Here is a 16,491-nt window from a genome sequence, read left to right on the forward strand (position 1 = left end):
TACCCTCATCTTTAGAATCACAGGGTTTCGAGTTGCCGCGGAGCAGGATGTCCACATCCATCATGGTTATGCTCCATGCGGACATCGATTGGTTCACTCACCTTTGGTCGGCACAGCGTTTCGGGTTGTTTCGGCGCGCGATATCCACACCCCGTGAGATAACGCGAACATCCGCACCGAATTCGCTTACCCTCACCCGTTGACTGCACAGGATTTCGAGTGTCTTGGCTTCTCGATATCCACAAGGCATTCAATCACGGCGGATTGCGCGAGCACTCTCCATATCATCCGCTCTATTTCGGCAAAGCCTTGCCAGACAACGCGTCCGGCCTGTTTCGTGTGGGCGAACGCAAGGCGCTCACCGGCTCAATGCACAGCGATCCGACTGGTTGGGTGTAGGGGTTATCCACATACGGGGCGCCGACCAGCACACGACACGCGATGCATATTCCGCACGCGCTCAGATCGCAGGACCTGCTGCTCTTCGTCCAGTCGTGTGCTCAGGCATGCTGATCGGCTCATCGCGGTCGGAACTCGCCGACATCCGCACCCCGCTTGCGATGCGGGCGCATGCCCATCTTTTGCCGCCACAGCGTTTCGTGTCGGTTTGTGTGGCGGTTATCCACATAGGGAGGCTGACCGCCCTCACCACCGCGAAAGTCACTTGGTCAGATGAATCCCGAGAATCTCGCCGGTTTCCGGAGAGACGACATACGTCATCGACGTCCCGAGCGGGCTCGCGTTGCCAAGTCCGCGCATGCCGGGGGGCATCTTCGCCAGGAACGTTACGCCGATGACTGCGTCCTCGGGCTTTGGGTCGAACCTGGCGGCACTTTCGTCCTCGATGTAGATCTCGAAGTTGCGCAGGTCCTGCCCGGTCTTCGCAAAGTCCTCATAGGCGGCCTTCAGGCCGAGCAGCGTCGCGGTATTGAGCTGGACGGAACAGCGATGGACCCTGCCAAAATTCAATTTGATCATCGTGCTCTGGGAAATATTGGCTCCATATCCGGCGAACGTACCGGTCAAAGAGCGCGCAGGTGCTTGGTCGTTGCTGGGTATCTGCGCCGCGTGAGCACATGTCGCACACTGGCATCACTTATCGTGTCTCGGACCGTGCCCTAAATTCACGAAGGCAAGCGCTGCAGGTCGTTGTCAGTAAACCGATCGCCGCCTCCATCGATTCGTCATCGCTGAAGCGATAAACATCACCATCCTCGTACGTGCCTCCCAAATTGGCGATATTCCCTCTCTCCGATTCAAGCATGAAACCTGGATATTCGATCTCGTCGCGAACAAGCGTCAAAGGCACGACGCCGTCATCATCCCTCCAGTTCTGACGATCATTGACGAGATGGAGCACGGCTCGCGTAACAAGCTCGCCGCCACAGCATCCGTGATACGAGCAATGCACTAACGGCATCAAGCCTCCGTTGTTCTAATACTTGGTCTCGCGAATGCAACTCGTATCGATGGCGAAGAAAAGCCATGTCGAACTACGACCGCCCCTCTTTGTGCTGCTGGCCGACCCACGCTCAACTCGACTCGCGACCAGAACGCCGCAGGCGATCGTCGATTCGACAGGCAAGCTGATGACCGGGTGCGCTTCCGCGCTGCTTCTGCAGCGGCAGCCCACTTGCTGGCCTCGTTCAGCTCTGCCGCCTGCGCATCCTTCAATGCGGCCGCGAGAAACGCACTCCGCTGCGTTCCGGCCATCGTCGACCGTATAAAGCCGATTGCGTGATCGCCTACCTCGCCAGATAGATCCCAAGGATCACCCCGTTCTCTGGAGAGATGACGTAGTTGATCGATTTCCCGAGCCGGTTTGCGTTGCCAAGGCCCTTCATTCCCGGGATGAACTTTGCGGTAAACGACACGCCAATGACGTCCTTTCCATCGACACCTTCGCCGTTGGATGCCTTTCGTTCATAGATGGACACTTCGAAATTATTGATGTCCTGCTCGCTCTTTTCGAAGTCGGCATAGGCCGAGCGCAGCCCGATGGTTGTTGCGGTATTGAGGGTGACGCGGTCGTTGTCCGCATCACCAAAAATTGTTTTACTCATGGTAAGTACAGGAATCGTCAATAGAAGAAGCAGGGCAATATGCTTCATAGTGAATAGACCGTTTTCGTGGCGGCATGGTAGCCCTTATGGCCATCACTTGGTGTGCCAAGGTACCCTCGGTAGTCGGGATCATCACCCAGCCCCATCTCGGCCACCGCCTTATCCTGATTTGAAAAAAGGTTGCTTTCATAGGAGTCCCTGCTCCTTGTCGTTCTATTCCCGCGCCGATCGGTGTGATCGCCGTGCGTGTGCCAATAACCGACCTCTTGTGCGCAATTCGGAGGTTGGGGCGCACGCGAATCCCACGGATTAACCGCGGCCCCATCCCCCCGGATCGCCTTCGTATAGTCGAACCGACCATCCGGTGTCCGATAGATGAGCCCGCCGTATTCCAGGTTGTCGCGAATCGACTTGTCGTTGTATCTGAGCAAGGCGGCCTTTGCCGCACCATCCGGCGTCGCAAACCGGCCGGACCTGAACTTCTTGCAGGTCGTGCCCAACGGATCGATCCAGCCCGTGGGATTGGGGCCGTACCGATACGTATTCAGTCCGCCCTGCAAGCCGACAGGATCCTTCGAAATGAAACGCCCGCTCTCCGGAGCGTAGTAACGATGCCGGTTGTAGGCAAGCCCGGTCTCGTCATCCAGCTGCTGCCCCTGGAACCGGATCGGATTGCGCACTGTCAAGCCCGTGGCACGCGATACGCGCTCGATGACTTCTCGCGCGTCACCCCAAGCCCTGTAGCTGGCCTCCCACACCACGTCCCCAAGCTCGTCGGTCAACAACTGCGGCGTGCCGATCTGATCGCAGTGGTAGTAGTACACCCCTGCCTTCGACTTCGGTTCCGGAATTCGCCGCAGTGGATCCTCCTCAGGCGTATGACGCATCGCGGCATCGTGGCTCGGCGTTTCCACGCCCTCGACCGCCGCGCCGACATACTGGGCGAGCGGCACGAACGAATCAGCCTCGTACACGTAATGCGTACTGCTCATGGCGCCGCTTTCGTATGCAAGCGCGTTGCCTTCCCAGCCATACGTCGTCACAACACCATCGACTTCCTTCGCGATTCGTCGCCCGAACGCATCGTAGAAATAACGTGCCTCGCTGCGGCGTGCCTCGGTTTCAGTTAGGGCTCGTGCCAGTCGATTGAATCCGTCCCACTCGAAGCGCTGCAGGCTGCCCGCGGCTCGGGTTTCGACGAGGTTACCCTGCGGGTCATACTCGAGTTGCTTGCCCGCATACGCACGAAGCAGGTTGCCGAGCACCTTCGACACCTGCGGTGGCAACGTGCTTTCAGGCCGAACCGGGCTCGTCGGCGTGCGCGCTTGACGATGATCAGGACTCCGTGCGTCGATCACATTGCTCGCCGGATCGAACGCAAACCGCTCCGTACCTCCGGGCCCGACCGACTCGATCAATCGTCCGATCGGATCGTATCGGTAATCGCTCAATCCGCGCCGACTGTCTTCGACATGCGTCAGCTGACCCGCAAGATCGTAACGGTAATGTCTGCCGCTCAGCGGCGCAGGCGCATGTTCGCGCCGGAGAGTCTGGCTGCGGATCAGGCCCGCCGGATCGTAATCCGTGCTCTGGATCAGTTTGCTCGGTAGCACACGCCGGACCTCACGGTGTAGATCGTCCCGCTCGAACTGCATCCGTTCGTCGCCATCGAGCAGCATCCCATGGACATGCCCGGAACCGTAGGTCAACCAGTCGATCACGTGGCCATCCGGTCGGATCGTCCGCTTGCGGTTGCCCAGCTCGTCATATGTGTGATGCCACACGTAGCTGCGCTTGACGCCGGACAAGTCGTACGCATGATGTTCGCGAACCAGATTGCCGACCGGATCGAAGAAATGCTGCACCCGGCTGAATGCATTTTGCGCGTCGGCCAGGCGACCGAGCGCATCGTAAGCAAAGCGCTCATCGGCATCGCCGCTTGCGCGGCGCGTCAGCCGGCCTGCTCCATCGTATTCGACCCGTGTGACCTTTCCCGCAACGTCGATGGTCGACAGGCGACTCGTTTCGTCATCGAAGCCGTAACGCGTCACTATCCCGTCAAAATCGACCGTTTCGAGCAGCCGGCCGACGGGGTCATAGGTGAATCGATAGCTGGCCTGATTCGCATCGATCAGACTGACCAGCCGGCCGAGGCGATCGTGGCCGTAGTTCAGCGTGTGGCCGAGGGCATCGCTGCGCACATGCAACCGACCCGCCGCATCGTAGCCGTAGCGCGTCGTGCGGTTCATTGGATCGGTGTAATTCAGCAGGCGCCCTTCGGCGTCGTATTGAAAGCGTTCGACGCCCGCTGGCGTCCGCACCTCACTCAGCCAGCCGTTTGCGCCATAGCCGAACGCTGTCGCGATACCCATCGCATCCGTGGCTTCGACCAAACGACCTTGCGCATCATATTTCCACTGCGTCGTCTTACCCGAACAATCGGTATGCGCAGTCAGTCGTCCAGCCTCATCGTATGCCATGACCGTCGTGCCGCCCTTCGCATCGGTCACTTCACTCGGCAGCCCCTGCGCGTTGTAGCTGTATTTCGTCTCGTGGCCGAGCGGGTCCGTCTCCAGCACGACGTTCCCCGCTTCGTCATAGCCGCGTTTCCATGCATGCCCCTGCGGATCGACAATACGGATCATCTGATCCTTCTCGTCATATTCCATCTCGATCACGCTGCCATCGACACGCTGGTGGCGCACCATATTGCCGCGGGCATCGTACGCCATCTTCTCGTTGCCGCCATCCGGATACGTATGCTGCACGAGATTGTGGTGCACATCGCGATACATCCACTCCTCGCTGCCTTCCGGATAGATGATTCTGAACGGATAGCCGTAGCGGTCGTAGTAATGTCGCGTGACGTTGCCGAGCGCATCGGTCACGCTCACCATCCGGAAGTCGGGGTGCCACGCGAAGCGCGTCTCGTCGCTGCCACCATCCGCGTATTCGCGAACACATTTCGCCTTCGGTCCGGTTCCGTTCCATTCAAGGTTGGTGCCACGACCGGTGCGGTCCGTATAGCGCGTAATTAGGTGGTGACGGTACGCATATTCACGGCGGTTGCCGTTGCGATCCGTTGCTGCGACGAGATCGTTGTCCTCGCTGTATTCGTAACGCGCAAGCGTGCCGACCCGTGTTCCTTCGCCATCGTGATGCAGCACCTCGGCGATGCGATGCTTGTCGTCGTATGCGAACGCAACAATCGCTTGTGGCGCGATGATCCGAGAGAGGTGTTGCTGCGCATCGTAGTCGAGTGTCAGCTGATTGCCGGAGCGATCCTTGATGAATGCGAGACGAAACGCGTCGCCACGCTTCTCGTATGCTTCAAGCAATTCGTGGCCTCGAGTGACAGTCATCCACGACTCGTCCAGCCGCAACAAGGTCAATCCTTCGCCGCGATCATCGTGCGCGTCGCCCGGGGAAAGCAGCGGATAGTCGATGCTGCGACCGGTCGCATCGTGATACACGAGCTTCGATGCATGCATGTCGATGCGCGTCGTCAATGATGTGATCCATCGGGCGCCGAGTTCGCCATGCACGTCATTTGCGTCGAAGAAAGACCGATAGGTGCGGCTCCATATGATCGGCATCACGCCGGGAAGGACAAAATCCTGATGGGTCACCCGTTCGTCGCCCAGCGCAAACCCGACTGAACGTCTCGTCGCCGCCGCGGGCGTCGACGCCGGACATCCGAGCTTGCAGTCGTTCGGGCCCGGATGCTGCGCCTCTTCCGTATGCCGGACCGATTCCTTCTGCCCTTCACCCTCCTGGCGGTGCACCTTCGTGCTGCCTTGCTCCTTGATTCCGGTCTGGTGTTTGCGCTGACGATGCAAAAAGTCGCGCTTCTTGTCGATGGCGACCTGGATCAGATTGATCAGCCAACCGATCTTGCCCGCGTCTACGCCGCCGAGCGCAAGGATTTTTTCCTTGATCACCGGCACCAAGGTGCGCAACGTCTTCGCCATGTTCAGCAGCGGCTCGCGATACTTTAGATCGAGCGCCTTCGCCGCTTGCGTCCCCGTGTTGATGAGCTCCTTTGCTTCGATCTTCACAAAGTCGACGATCAAATGACCGAGCCCCGCAAACGTCTTGCGTGCATCATGCGCCGCGAAGCCAGATGCAACCTGGCCCGCATGCTGCCCAACCGCCCGCACATTGTGCGCGACACTCAATTGCTTCTCGCCCGCCACCTCCTCGAACAGGCGCGCGAAGCCGATCATGAATTTCTCGATGTAATCGGCGCAGGTCTTGAGCAGGTTGTCCAGCTCCTTCTTCACGCCATCGACGAAACTCTGAATACGGCCGGCGAACTGCTCGCTCAGACTATCGATCAGTGCCTGCAGCAGTGCGGTCTGCATGACCTGCAATGTCGCTTCACCGAGTGCCTTGCCGCTTTCGACGACCTTCTGCCGCACGAGCTTCATCACCGGACGCACACCCATCCGGAATTCGGCAGTACCGGGCGGAATCGGGATGATGCCGATCAGGTCCAGACCGAGGTTCAGATAATCGAACACATCGGGATGCTTGCCACTCTGTCCATGCTCGATCATGTCCTTGATATCGAGCACGAGATCGACGGCTGCCATGATATTCGCCACCACCGGCAGCGCGTTGGCAACCATCTCGAGCCGCTCGATGGTGATGAAGTCGTGGCTGATGGCACGCAACCATCGGTCACAAGCCTTGACGCCAGCCTTTACATCGATGGTCTCGATCTGCAGCAACGGCGCGACGTAGACCTCGGTCGGCTTGGGAAGAATGACGCCCGAAGAAGCGGTCATGATTGTTCTTTATTCGAAAGTGGTGGGTCGCGCCTTGCGCGAGCGGATACTCAGAGAACCTTCAGCGCAGGCACAGCACTGCGCGCGGCTTGGGCGAGCGCACCGACCTGCTGGGCTGCGGCGCCGAGTTGGCTGGCCTGCGAAAGGGCCGCACTGGCACCAGACGGCAACGCACTGCCAAGGGCACCTTTGGCGAGGGTCATCGCCTGACCCACACCTCCCTGGGCAACCTGCCCCGCCATGCCGGCCAGTTGGGTCGCCCCCGACACCGCACCCATCGCGCCCGACGGCAACACGTTTGCGAGCGCCCCCTGCGCGAGCCCCATCGCCTGTCCGCTCAACGCCTTCCCGATACCACCTTGCGCGGCCTGCCCCGCGATAGCCGCCAACTTCGTCGCAGCCGGTAGTGCCCCGGGCGGCAGCAGACCGCCGAGTTGAGACATCGCCGTCGCGGTCGGATCCGCTCCCTGCATCGGTTTCGCTGGCCATTGCGCCGTCTTGAATACGCTCGACGGATCGTACTGATTGCGCGGATCCTCGCCGAACTGGACCTGCACAGCGCCGGCCGGCAAGCCGCTCACGATCGTATGTCCCTTCGCATCAAGCGCGCCTTCCCGCAACACGCCGCCGCTGGCGTCCAGCACCGTGAACTTGCCGCCCTTGAAACCCTCGCCGTTGGCGTACTGATGCAGCAACTCCAGCTGCCCCGGCTGATCCGGCCGCGGGCTCGGCAACGGATACCCCATGCTCGCCGGACCCGCGAACGTATGAGACGCCCCCTTCACGTCGATCTTTCCGGGCGCATGGACCTCGACATTGCCATCCTTGATCCGGATGTATGCCCCGCCACTCGTCAGCAGAATCCCCTGATCGGCCGCGATCTCGATGCGATCCGTCGCCGACACGACCTTCACCGCCTTCTGCGCGGTCACCTCGATGTTGTCCGACTGCGCCTGGATCTCCACCTTGCCCTTGCCCGCGAACAGCTTCATCCCCGCGTTCTGTACGAACAGGCTCAGCTTCTGCCCGATGCTCCCGATCAGCGACTTGCCCGCCGCGACATGCACGCTCTGCCCGCTCGCCACGTTCACATGATCGTTCGCGACGACATGCACCGACTGCTGCGTCGACATCCCGATTCCCGACGGGCTGCCGAACAGCATCACCGGTTCCTTGAACGCGTTCGCGTTACCCGTGCCGCCGCCTGCCGTGCGCCCGCCGGATGCGCTGCCCGACTTGCTGTCCTGCGTCGCGTCGGTGAACGCGCGCATCGTGTCCTGCGCGTCCTTCAGGCTTTCCGCCTGATGCTGCTCGCTCACACCCGACATCGCTTCGACGAGGCTTTCACCCGTCACGAGCTGCTGCTGCGCTTCCTTCACGTCGAGCGGCTGGCTGTTCGGCGCCTTCGGGTGCGTCGTCACGTAAAGGCCCTGGCTCGCCCGCACCGCGCCGTACGCATCCGAGCGCAAGTCGAACCCGCTGCCGAGATACGACCCGCGCGAATTGCCGTTCTGGTCGATGAGGTAACCGAGGTGCAGCAGGCTGTTCGCGCTGCTGCTCATCAACTGCACGCGGTTCTGCCCGGTCGCGTCGTCCATCACGAGCTGGTTGTAGCCGCCGCCCGAATACTCCTTCGACCGGTAGCCGGAGAGGATCCCGTCGCTGTGCCACTGCGGCTGGTTCGCGCCGTTGTACACGCGCCCGACGGCCAGCGGCCGGTCGCAGTCGCCGCCCACGTAATCGATCAGCACTTCCTCGCCGATACGCGGCACGTGCACGCCGCCGTAGCCGCCGCCCGTATCGGACTGCACGACGCGCACCCAGCACGACGCGTTCTCGTTGGCCGGATTCAACCGGTCCCATACGAACTGCACACGGATCCGGTTCAGTTCGTCGGTATAGACCTCCTCGCCCTGCGGCCCAACGACGATCGCCGTTTCGAGGTGCATCTCCGGCTTCTTGTGCTCGAACGGGCTGCGATACGGCACGCTCACGCGCTGCGCCTCGACCTCAACCAGATAGAAACCGACCGATCCGTCGTCATGTGATACCTGAAGCCCAGGCGTGTTTTCGTAACGTGCTCGCGTCCGGTCGAGCGAGCGTTTCAAGCTGTGCGGGAAATCCGAATCGCTACCGGATACGGGCAGGTTGTTCTCGATCCACCACGCGACCTCGATTGCGGCAAACTCGCGCTGATCGGCGGAATCACGATCATGCTCGGGATGGTCTGCCAGCGTGAAGCGCCGACCGGCATCGATCGCGCGCACGCCGCCCGCGGCATGGAAGCGCTTTGCCTGCGACTCCCATCCCTCCATCTTGACCTTCGCAAGATGATCACCACGGGCCTGGTCCAGATACGTATAAGCGCCGGTGTACTCGTAGACTTCGAGTTGATCCGGCAACTCGCCCTGGCCGGCCATCGTCGGCAACGACGTGCCCTTCGGGTTCGACGGCTGTGCAGGATTCTTGTAATCGAATGTGCGCGTCGTGAGCGTCACACTCTGCAGCGTGCGTGTGCCTGACCATTGCGTGAACGCGTCCGCTTCGCCCGCCGTGCCGCCGCGGTAGAAGCGCACGATTTCCGGCGACAGCGGCGCAAACGCCTGCAGGTTGTCGGTGATCACGAGCGTATGCGACTTGCCTTCGTCGGCTTGCTGCCACGCGCAGTAAAGCCCCTCCTCTTCCATCAACCGATGTACGAAGTTCCAGTCCGTCTCGCTCTGTCGCGTGTACGAACGGTTCGCCAAAGGCTGTGACAAGGCAAAGCGGAACCGCCCGCGCGCTTCCGGATGCATGCCAAGTACGTCGGAAATGATTTCCTCGACGTTCTTGTCGATCCAGATCTTCTCGTCCCGGCGAAACCGGAGCACGTGCATCGTATGCGGTCTTTTAATGACGCCCCTCAGAGGTTGGGGGCGACAGGCATTCTCCAAGGCATGAGATCGGCGTAGTCGTCGGCGGTTGCAGCGAGCGGCAACCTGGTGAACAGCCAAACCAGATAGCGATACGGCTCGACGCCGTTCGCCTTGCACGTCTGGACGAGGGAGTACAGGTTGGCACTGGCCTGCGCGCCGGCAACGGTATCGGAGAACAGCCAGCCCTTGCGGCCGACGACGAACGGTCGGATCGCGTTCTCGCACAGGTTGTTCGAGATAGGCCAGTTGCCGTTATCGACGTATCGGACCAGCTTGGGCCACTGTCCGCTCATGTACTGCAATGCCTTACCGAGCAGACTCGACGGCACGACGCCCGGCAGATGCTCGACCAGCATGCGCTCGATGATGGCGAGCACGCGGGCGCTGTACCGGGCGCGCAGTCGTTGCCGGCGTTCAGGCTTCCACTTCGCGCTGCGCGCCTCGGCTGCGAACAGCTTGCCGATCAGCACGACGAAGCGCGTAGCCAGCAGATCCGACGAACGTGCCGCCTTCGGCACCGACTCCTCGGCCTTGATGAAGCCGCGGCGCACGTGTGCCCAGCACCCGAGATGCACGAGCTGATGATCGTGGGCGATGCCGTTGTAGAGCTCGTATCCGTCAGTCATCAGCACGGTGCCAGGCTGCACGCCGGCATAGAGCTTCTGCGCATGCTGGGCGCCGCGCCCCGGCGAGTACGAGAACATCCGTACCGGCGGCCCTGAGCCGTTGACCTGCGCCCATAGGTAGCTCTTCGCCTGCGGTCTTCGTCCCGGCTCCTTCAGCACCTGGAACGTGGTTTCGTCGCCGTAGATCAAGTTCGATTCGAGCAGCGCGTCGCGCATCAGGTTGATCACCGGCTGCGTGGCGAGCCCCACCCGCACCACGCTGGCGGCCAGCGTGTTCGACGAGATGTCGCCGCCGAAGCGACGCAGCAGCGTGGCTTGGCGATACAGTGGCATACCGTACTGGTACTTGCCGGTGATGATCCACGCCAGCGCGGATTCCGTGAGCAGCCCGCGCGCAATGATACGCGCTGGCACCGGCGTGACCTTGATGCCGAGATCACAGCACGGGCACGCGTACTTGACGCGCTGGTGCTGAACGACGCGCACCTGCTCGGGAATCACGTCGAGCTGTTCGCTCGTTTCCACGCCGATCTCGACGAGAGCGTGACCGTCGTGCGCGCAGAATCGTTCGGACTCGGGCAGTTCGTGTCGTACGACTTCGCGCGGCAGATTCGGATCGAGTGGTTTGCGCCCGCGCTTGCCTCGCGTGTGGGCGGCGACCGACGTACCGGGCACGTCCTCGCGCGCAGGCGCGTCGGTGGCCGTCGCAAGTGCCTCGGCTTCGTTGAACAGGTCGAGTTGATCGGCATGGCGCGCCTCGCTCGATGCACCGAACAGTTCGTGCTTGTAGGCCCGCAGCTTCTCTTCGGCCAGATCGCGCTGGGCCGTCACGAGCCGAAGCTCACCGCGCAGCGCATCGCGTTCGGCGCTCGCGGCAATCAGCGCCTCGTACTCCTCGGCGCTCAACATGACGGGGTCGTTCGGCATGGCCGATTAGACCATGCCACCCGCGTGGTGTTCAGCTCATCCGCGCGTAATATCGCTGGGGATGCTTCTGGATCACGGCCAGGTCGATGCCGTCGAGCAGCCAGTGCAACTGCTCGGCGCTGAGCGTGATCGTGTCGCCTCCGTTCGGCCAGACGAAGCGGTCGGCTTCGAGTCGCTTGAGCAGCAACCAGAAGCCGTTGCCACCCCAGCCGAGAATCTTGATACGATCGCGACGGCGGTTGCCGAAGACGAACAGTGCCGAGGTCATAGGGTTCAGGCGCATCGCCTGTTCGACCAGGATCGACAGCCCGTTGATGCCCATGCGGAAGTCGACGGGATCGCGATGCAGGTAGACCTTCAGCCCTTCGTCGAACCGGAACACGGCAGCCTCCCGAGCATCTGGACGAGCATCGTCAGTTCATCGAAGTTCGCCTGGCTCAACTCCAAGGAAACGCCGTTTGGCAGGCGCACATTCAGCGAGAACACCGCAGCCGATTTAGCCGGAGTGGGGGCAGCCGCAGAGGTGACGACCTGCATAAAGGCTGATTCCTCAGGCACGGAAGCCGTAGACAACTCGACGCGCGCCTCTCGTGACGACTCCGTCGCGGAGCTGACTATCTCGCCCGCGGCTTGTTCGCGCTGATACTTGGAAATCCATGTCCGAACGAGGTTCGGATTGATGTCGTGCTCCATAGCCGTCCGCGCGATCGACACCCCTGGCTTCAGACACGCCTGTATCAACTCGCGCTTCGCATCCTCGTCGTACTTGCGCCGTCCGTCTCGCTTGAGATCGACCACCAACCGGCTCTGCAAACCTCCGTCTTGCTCGTTCATGCACACCTGTCCACGCTCATTGAACATGGACACGTAGCCTCGGTGAATCAGCCTCGCCGTGCAATGGCGTCCTTCAAAGAGCGCTTACCGTGCATCCAGGCGCGCAACTCGAGCTGATAGGTCGTCAACCCACCGTTCGCGCCAAGCCGGCGCGCGGTGTAGATGTAGCCGCTGACCGGCCGATATGCGCTGTTCCCGAGCCGAATCCAGAGCGTCGCAGGCTGAGCAATCAGCTTCTTGAGTTCAAGGCTGTCATTGCTCGATACGACGTCGAGCGTAAACGAATAATCCCTGCCGATCTGCGATCGGCCGACTGCGCGCTGTACGGCAAGTGCGTTGCCCCCCAGCGGGGTGTCCAACTTGAGCAAACGATCCTGCTGAAGCAAGCCGCCGCGAAGCGCGGCGCCGATGTCCGGCATGTTCATGATGCAGCCCTTTTTTATTTCAGCACCCTCGGATGGTGTCTGTGACTCTGTCGGGCGGGATTTTACCGTTTAATCAGGACGTTATGGTTAATCGTCGGACCAAGAAAAGAAACATGACCAGAACACGCGCCACACGATCCATGATGCGGATCGCACCTGCCGTTGTCGCATCGTTCGGTTCACGCCAGCATGTCGTCGCTGCCGCTGTGCTTCAATGTCTCTCGTAGACAGCACCTGCCAACCAACTCGCCCGCTTCCCACTATTTCCGGAAACCCGCATCGTCATCGAGCCTGAGCGCCACGGCCCGGATCCTCGTACCGAGCCGGTGCGTGAGCATCTCCCGCATTGCTCGGCTTTTTCTTCGATTTCATCGCGCCGGTTTTCACCTTCGTCGATCAGGGTTCGAAGTCGACTGTCATCCGGCGTGACGAGAAATACGCGGTGATCGCTGAAATCACGGCCTGGCGTGTGACGGCATCGATCGTCTTTTCATCATGTCCTGGGTCCACGTGCTTCATCGAGTCGACGTAGACGACGAATGCAGGACTGTTGTTCGCAGTCGGCAGCAGCGCTTCGCCAAATACGCGGACGACGTGCACGCCATCGGATAAATCGATCGCTCCGCGCGAGACCATCAGTACTTTGTACGTCATCACTGTACCTCGTGCGGTTCAGTCATCAACGAACGGCTTCCCCTGGATGCCAGCGATTCTACAAATGTGACGGCTCACGTATCACCCAAGCGCTTCACAGCTTCCCGCTTCGTTCCTCTGCTCGCTGCACGCAGTGCATATCCCGAGCAGATCACAGTCGACGGACTGTGCTTATCCAAAGGTGTTAACAGGGTTCGTATATATACGTAGTGATAGTTAACAAGTCCTGTGGCCCACAGTGGATAACCTCCGTAACGCACTGAATTTTCAACATGAGGCGAAATGCATAACCCTGGGCGAGCGACGTGAACAGCGCCCGGCAGCACAGAACAACTTTTCGTCGATTCGCCGCTTCGCCGACCTATCCTCAATCGTTCCACTGTGAATCCAGAGGCTTGCCGGACGGTTATCCAGAGGGCAATGTGGATAACACCACAGCGCATCGACGCGTTTTGCTGTGACGCGAGCACGTGAAGCCAACGTTCCCGGCATCGCCAGGCACCATCGATCGTCAGCGTCCACACGCGCCGTTTCAAAAAATTTTCACGAAGGGGCTTGTGCTCCTCAAAAACCCTCTCTATAATTCGCGGCTTCTTAGGCTCGTAGCTCAGTTGGTTAGAGCACCACCTTGACATGGTGGGGGTCGTTGGTTCGAATCCAATCGAGCCTACCAACGAACAAAATGAAGGGGTCCGGCAGCACAACTTGCCTACAGGCAACGCGGCTCGCCAAACATACAAACGCCACGCGGCAACATCGCGTGGCGTTTTTCTTTTCCGGTCCGAAACAACGCATGAAGCCCCGATGCGTTGCGCGAATCGCGGCATCACATTCTCTCCGGCGTCCCGACCTGCCATGCAACGGTCGCTGTACGGCGCGTAGAATCGTCTGCGCATCGACGTGGCGGCTTCGCCCATCGCCCGATTTCCACCGCATCAGAACAACCACGCGCGCTCCGCGCGACTGAGAGCACACGACCATGTCCGAGGTCACGACCGCCGGATCGTCCGCAAGCAACGACGAAATCGCCGCTTACGTCGGCAAGAATGCCGCCTGGTTCGAGCGCAAATGGGCGATCGCCGAAGCGCGCAAGAGCCGGCAGTCATGGAACTGGGCCGCGTGCTTCCTCGGCCCGGTCTGGATGGCGTATCGATGCATGTACTGGCAGGCGGCCACCGTGCTTGCCGCCACGCTCGGCATCACGCTGGTCGAGCTGCTGTACTTTCCGAACTACTTCGAATCGAGCATGCTCGACCCGGTCACGATTGCGATCGCGGTCTCGCTCGGCTGGTGCGGGAACAGCCTCTACAAGCGGCACGTCGAACGCAGGATCGAAAAACTGCGCCCCAGCGCGACATCCCGCGAATCGTTGCTCACGCTGCTCGAAGCGCAAGGTGGCACGAACTGGCTGGCGGCGGCCGGTTTCGCCGTCGCGACGCCGCTGCTCGGCGTACTGATGTTCACCACCGTAGGCGCGATGTACTGATTGCTGTAGCCGGCGATCGGTGAAGCAGAAAGAAGAGGGCGGACGGCGCCGTCGCCATGCATCCGCGTGGCATGCGGTGCCGGCTCGCGTCACCTTCAGTGCAGATGCTTCAATTTGTCAGGATTCCGCACGACATAGATCGCGACGATCTTGCCGTCGTCGATCTCCAGCGCGGTGGTCTGCAGCTCGCCATCCGCTTCCAGCGTGACAAATCCCGGCAGCCCGTTGATGAACCCGGCCCGCACGAGCTTCGACGCATGCGTCGCGAATAGCTCCGCCAGGTACGCGTGCACCTTCATCACGAGTTCGAAGCCGAACACCGGCTTGCCGGCTGCCGTGCGCTTGCCGCCGCCGTCGGAGTGCAGGCTCACGTCCTCGGCGAGCATCGCGACGAGCGCACGCATGTCGCCGCTGCGCGACGCCGCGAAGAACGCCTCGGCCAGCTCGATCCCGCGCTGCTTCTCGACATGAAACCGCGGCCGCGCCTCGCGCACGTGCGTTCGCGCCCGCGCGGCAAGTTGCCGGCACGCGGCCGCGTCGCGCTGGATCGTCGTCGCCACTTCGTCGAACTCAAGACCGAACACGTCGTGCAGCAGGAACGCCGCGCGTTCGAGCGGCGACAGCCGTTCGAGCGCGAGCAGCAGCGGCAGCGTGACGTCGTCCTGTTCGTCTTCCTCGATGACCGGCTCGGGCAGCCACGGGCCGATGTAAGTCTCGCGCTGATGCCGCGCGGACTTCAGCTGGTCGAGGCACATGCGCATCACCATGCGGCGCAGGAACGCCTCGGGCACGCGCACCTCGGTACGGTCGACATCCATCCAGCGGATGAACGCGTCCTGCACCACGTCCTCGGCATCCGCGACGGAACCCAGCATCCGGTACGCAACGCGGATCAGCGTGCGGCGCAGCGGGTCGAAGCTCGCCGCCGCATCGGCCCGTGCTTCGGCGCAGCCCCTGGCCGGGGCGTGGTCCGTCATCAGGCCGCCATCTTCGCGGCGGCGGCCTTTGCATCGGCCGGCTCGATCCACAGCCCGAAGCCGACGGCGAGCCGGTTCCAGCCGTTGATCACGTTGATCATCAGCGTGAGTTTCACCTGTTCCTCCTGGCTGAAATGATCGTTCAGCGCAGCATAGGCCGCTTCATGCGCGGCGTGGCCCTCCGACAGCCGCGTGAGCGCCTCGGTCCAGCCGAGCGCCGCGCGTTCGCGGTCGGTATAGCAGGGTGCTTCGCGCCACGCGGCAAGCAGGTAGATGCGTTGCTCGGTCTCGCCGTGCTCGCGCGCCTCGGCGGTGTGCATGTTAATGCAGTTCGCACACGCGTTGATCTGCGACGCGCGGATCTTGACGAGCTCGATCAGCGTCGGCTCGAGGCTCCCCGCAGCGGCGACCGATACGGCCATCCAGTTCTTCATCAGCGCGGGGGCGGCGGCAAACGGATTGAGTTTCGCAGTCATGGTTCCTTCTCCTTTCGTGTGGGTTCCGGTGACATGACGAGCGAGCCTCCGCGCGTGTGACATCGACGCAGAAAATTTTTCGAATCACGCACGGATGGAGATCGCAAGCGAAGGGCCGAGCGATTCAACACCGTGCCGATGACCGTACACGACGGCGTTCGTCAGACAAACTCGCACGCCACGCGGCTGTCATGGGCCGTCAGTAGCACGCCGCGCAGGCTGGCATCCGGCAAAGCCCGCCCGGGCGGGCATCCCCGCGTCGTCACGCATCCGGCACATGCGCACCCGATGCTTTCATTTGTCTTTCTGTCGCGTTTC

The 16,491-nt window shown here is 61.5% G+C and carries 13 protein-coding genes, 1 tRNA gene and 1 pseudogene; 3 read left to right on the forward strand and 12 right to left on the reverse strand.

Annotated elements, in window-relative coordinates; genetic code table 11:
* Positions 1–219 precede the first annotated feature (219 nt).
* Positions 220–399, forward strand: coding sequence for a hypothetical protein (locus AC1VVG_RS00120; protein ID WP_175904953.1), 180 nt, complete (start codon positions 220–222; stop codon positions 397–399).
* A 261-nt stretch (positions 400–660) separates the two neighbouring features.
* Here the strand turns inward: AC1VVG_RS00120 and AC1VVG_RS00125 are convergent, their stop codons facing one another.
* The 10 genes and pseudogenes from AC1VVG_RS00125 to AC1VVG_RS00170 all read right to left on the reverse strand — a co-directional run bounded on the left by AC1VVG_RS00125 (position 661) and on the right by AC1VVG_RS00170 (position 13,234).
* Positions 661–978: a hypothetical protein gene (locus tag AC1VVG_RS00125; RefSeq protein WP_343727525.1), complete on the reverse strand. Its 318-nt coding sequence runs from the start codon at positions 976–978 to the stop codon at positions 661–663.
* 118 nt (positions 979–1,096) lie between these two features.
* Positions 1,097–1,360, reverse strand: coding sequence for a hypothetical protein (locus AC1VVG_RS00130; RefSeq protein ID WP_482835065.1), 264 nt, complete (start codon positions 1,358–1,360; stop codon positions 1,097–1,099).
* Positions 1,361–1,745: 385 nt separating this feature from the next.
* Positions 1,746–2,111: a hypothetical protein gene (locus AC1VVG_RS00135; RefSeq protein ID WP_482835066.1), complete on the reverse strand. Its 366-nt coding sequence runs from the start codon at positions 2,109–2,111 to the stop codon at positions 1,746–1,748.
* Positions 2,108–6,853: an RHS repeat-associated core domain-containing protein gene (locus AC1VVG_RS00140; protein ID WP_482835068.1), complete on the reverse strand. Its 4,746-nt coding sequence runs from the start codon at positions 6,851–6,853 to the stop codon at positions 2,108–2,110. The genes AC1VVG_RS00135 and AC1VVG_RS00140 overlap by 4 nt, the downstream gene beginning before the upstream one ends.
* A 50-nt stretch (positions 6,854–6,903) precedes the next feature.
* Entirely contained in the window at positions 6,904–9,846 is a 2,943-nt protein-coding gene (locus tag AC1VVG_RS00145) for a type VI secretion system Vgr family protein (protein WP_482835879.1), read from the reverse strand.
* Positions 9,756–11,321 (reverse strand): IS66 family transposase, encoded by a 1,566-nt coding sequence (gene tnpC / locus AC1VVG_RS00150; protein WP_482835069.1) that lies wholly within the window; start codon positions 11,319–11,321, stop codon positions 9,756–9,758. Before tnpC ends, AC1VVG_RS00145 begins: the two co-directional genes overlap by 91 nt.
* A gap of 31 nt (positions 11,322–11,352) precedes the next feature.
* Positions 11,353–11,703, reverse strand: coding sequence for an IS66 family insertion sequence element accessory protein TnpB (tnpB, locus tag AC1VVG_RS00155; protein ID WP_011885804.1), 351 nt, complete (start codon positions 11,701–11,703; stop codon positions 11,353–11,355).
* Positions 11,679–12,155, reverse strand: coding sequence for an IS66-like element accessory protein TnpA (gene tnpA / locus AC1VVG_RS00160; RefSeq protein ID WP_038785670.1), 477 nt, complete (start codon positions 12,153–12,155; stop codon positions 11,679–11,681). The genes tnpB and tnpA overlap by 25 nt, the downstream gene beginning before the upstream one ends.
* A 68-nt stretch (positions 12,156–12,223) precedes the next feature.
* Positions 12,224–12,580: pseudogene (locus tag AC1VVG_RS00165) on the reverse strand (contractile injection system protein, VgrG/Pvc8 family); the annotation flags it as partial.
* A 396-nt stretch (positions 12,581–12,976) separates the two neighbouring features.
* Complete coding sequence (locus tag AC1VVG_RS00170) at positions 12,977–13,234, reverse strand: Imm74 family immunity protein (RefSeq protein WP_482835070.1); 258 nt, start codon at positions 13,232–13,234, stop codon at positions 12,977–12,979.
* A gap of 596 nt (positions 13,235–13,830) precedes the next feature.
* On the opposite strand from AC1VVG_RS00170, the gene AC1VVG_RS00175 reads away from it, so the two are divergent.
* Together AC1VVG_RS00175 and AC1VVG_RS00180 are read left to right on the forward strand one after the other, a co-directional pair.
* Positions 13,831–13,907: transfer RNA gene (locus AC1VVG_RS00175), tRNA-Val, on the forward strand.
* A gap of 306 nt (positions 13,908–14,213) precedes the next feature.
* Positions 14,214–14,720 carry a DUF2628 domain-containing protein gene (locus tag AC1VVG_RS00180; RefSeq protein WP_482835072.1) on the forward strand — a complete coding sequence of 169 codons (507 nt, stop codon included), beginning with the start codon at positions 14,214–14,216 and terminating at the stop codon, positions 14,718–14,720.
* Positions 14,721–14,815: 95 nt separating this feature from the next.
* Here AC1VVG_RS00180 and AC1VVG_RS00185 read toward each other — a convergent pair whose 3' ends face one another.
* A complete protein-coding gene (locus AC1VVG_RS00185) occupies positions 14,816–15,697 on the reverse strand; it encodes a sigma-70 family RNA polymerase sigma factor (RefSeq protein WP_482835073.1) in 882 nt (293 codons plus the stop codon).
* Complete coding sequence (locus AC1VVG_RS00190; protein WP_482835074.1) at positions 15,697–16,173, reverse strand: carboxymuconolactone decarboxylase family protein; 477 nt, start codon at positions 16,171–16,173, stop codon at positions 15,697–15,699. Before AC1VVG_RS00190 ends, AC1VVG_RS00185 begins: the two co-directional genes overlap by 1 nt.
* Between the last annotated feature and the right edge of the window lie 318 nt (positions 16,174–16,491).

This window comes from Burkholderia sp. L-4 (assembly GCF_056856535.1).

What these genes read in the sequence shown, in the direction of transcription:
- tnpA (WP_038785670.1), bottom strand. Translation starts at nt 12,155, where the DNA reads ATGAACGAGCAAGACGGAGGTTTGCAGAGCCGGTTGGTGGTCGATCTC.
- AC1VVG_RS00135 (WP_482835066.1), bottom strand. Translation starts at nt 2,111, where the DNA reads ATGAAGCATATTGCCCTGCTTCTTCTATTGACGATTCCTGTACTTACC.
- AC1VVG_RS00180 (WP_482835072.1), top strand. Translation starts at nt 14,214, where the DNA reads ATGTCCGAGGTCACGACCGCCGGATCGTCCGCAAGCAACGACGAAATC.
- AC1VVG_RS00140 (WP_482835068.1), bottom strand. Translation starts at nt 6,853, where the DNA reads ATGACCGCTTCTTCGGGCGTCATTCTTCCCAAGCCGACCGAGGTCTAC.
- AC1VVG_RS00185 (WP_482835073.1), bottom strand. Translation starts at nt 15,697, where the DNA reads ATGACGGACCACGCCCCGGCCAGGGGCTGCGCCGAAGCACGGGCCGAT.
- AC1VVG_RS00190 (WP_482835074.1), bottom strand. Translation starts at nt 16,173, where the DNA reads ATGACTGCGAAACTCAATCCGTTTGCCGCCGCCCCCGCGCTGATGAAG.
- AC1VVG_RS00170 (WP_482835070.1), bottom strand. Translation starts at nt 13,234, where the DNA reads ATGACGTACAAAGTACTGATGGTCTCGCGCGGAGCGATCGATTTATCC.
- tnpC (WP_482835069.1), bottom strand. Translation starts at nt 11,321, where the DNA reads ATGCCGAACGACCCCGTCATGTTGAGCGCCGAGGAGTACGAGGCGCTG.
- AC1VVG_RS00125 (WP_343727525.1), bottom strand. Translation starts at nt 978, where the DNA reads ATGATCAAATTGAATTTTGGCAGGGTCCATCGCTGTTCCGTCCAGCTC.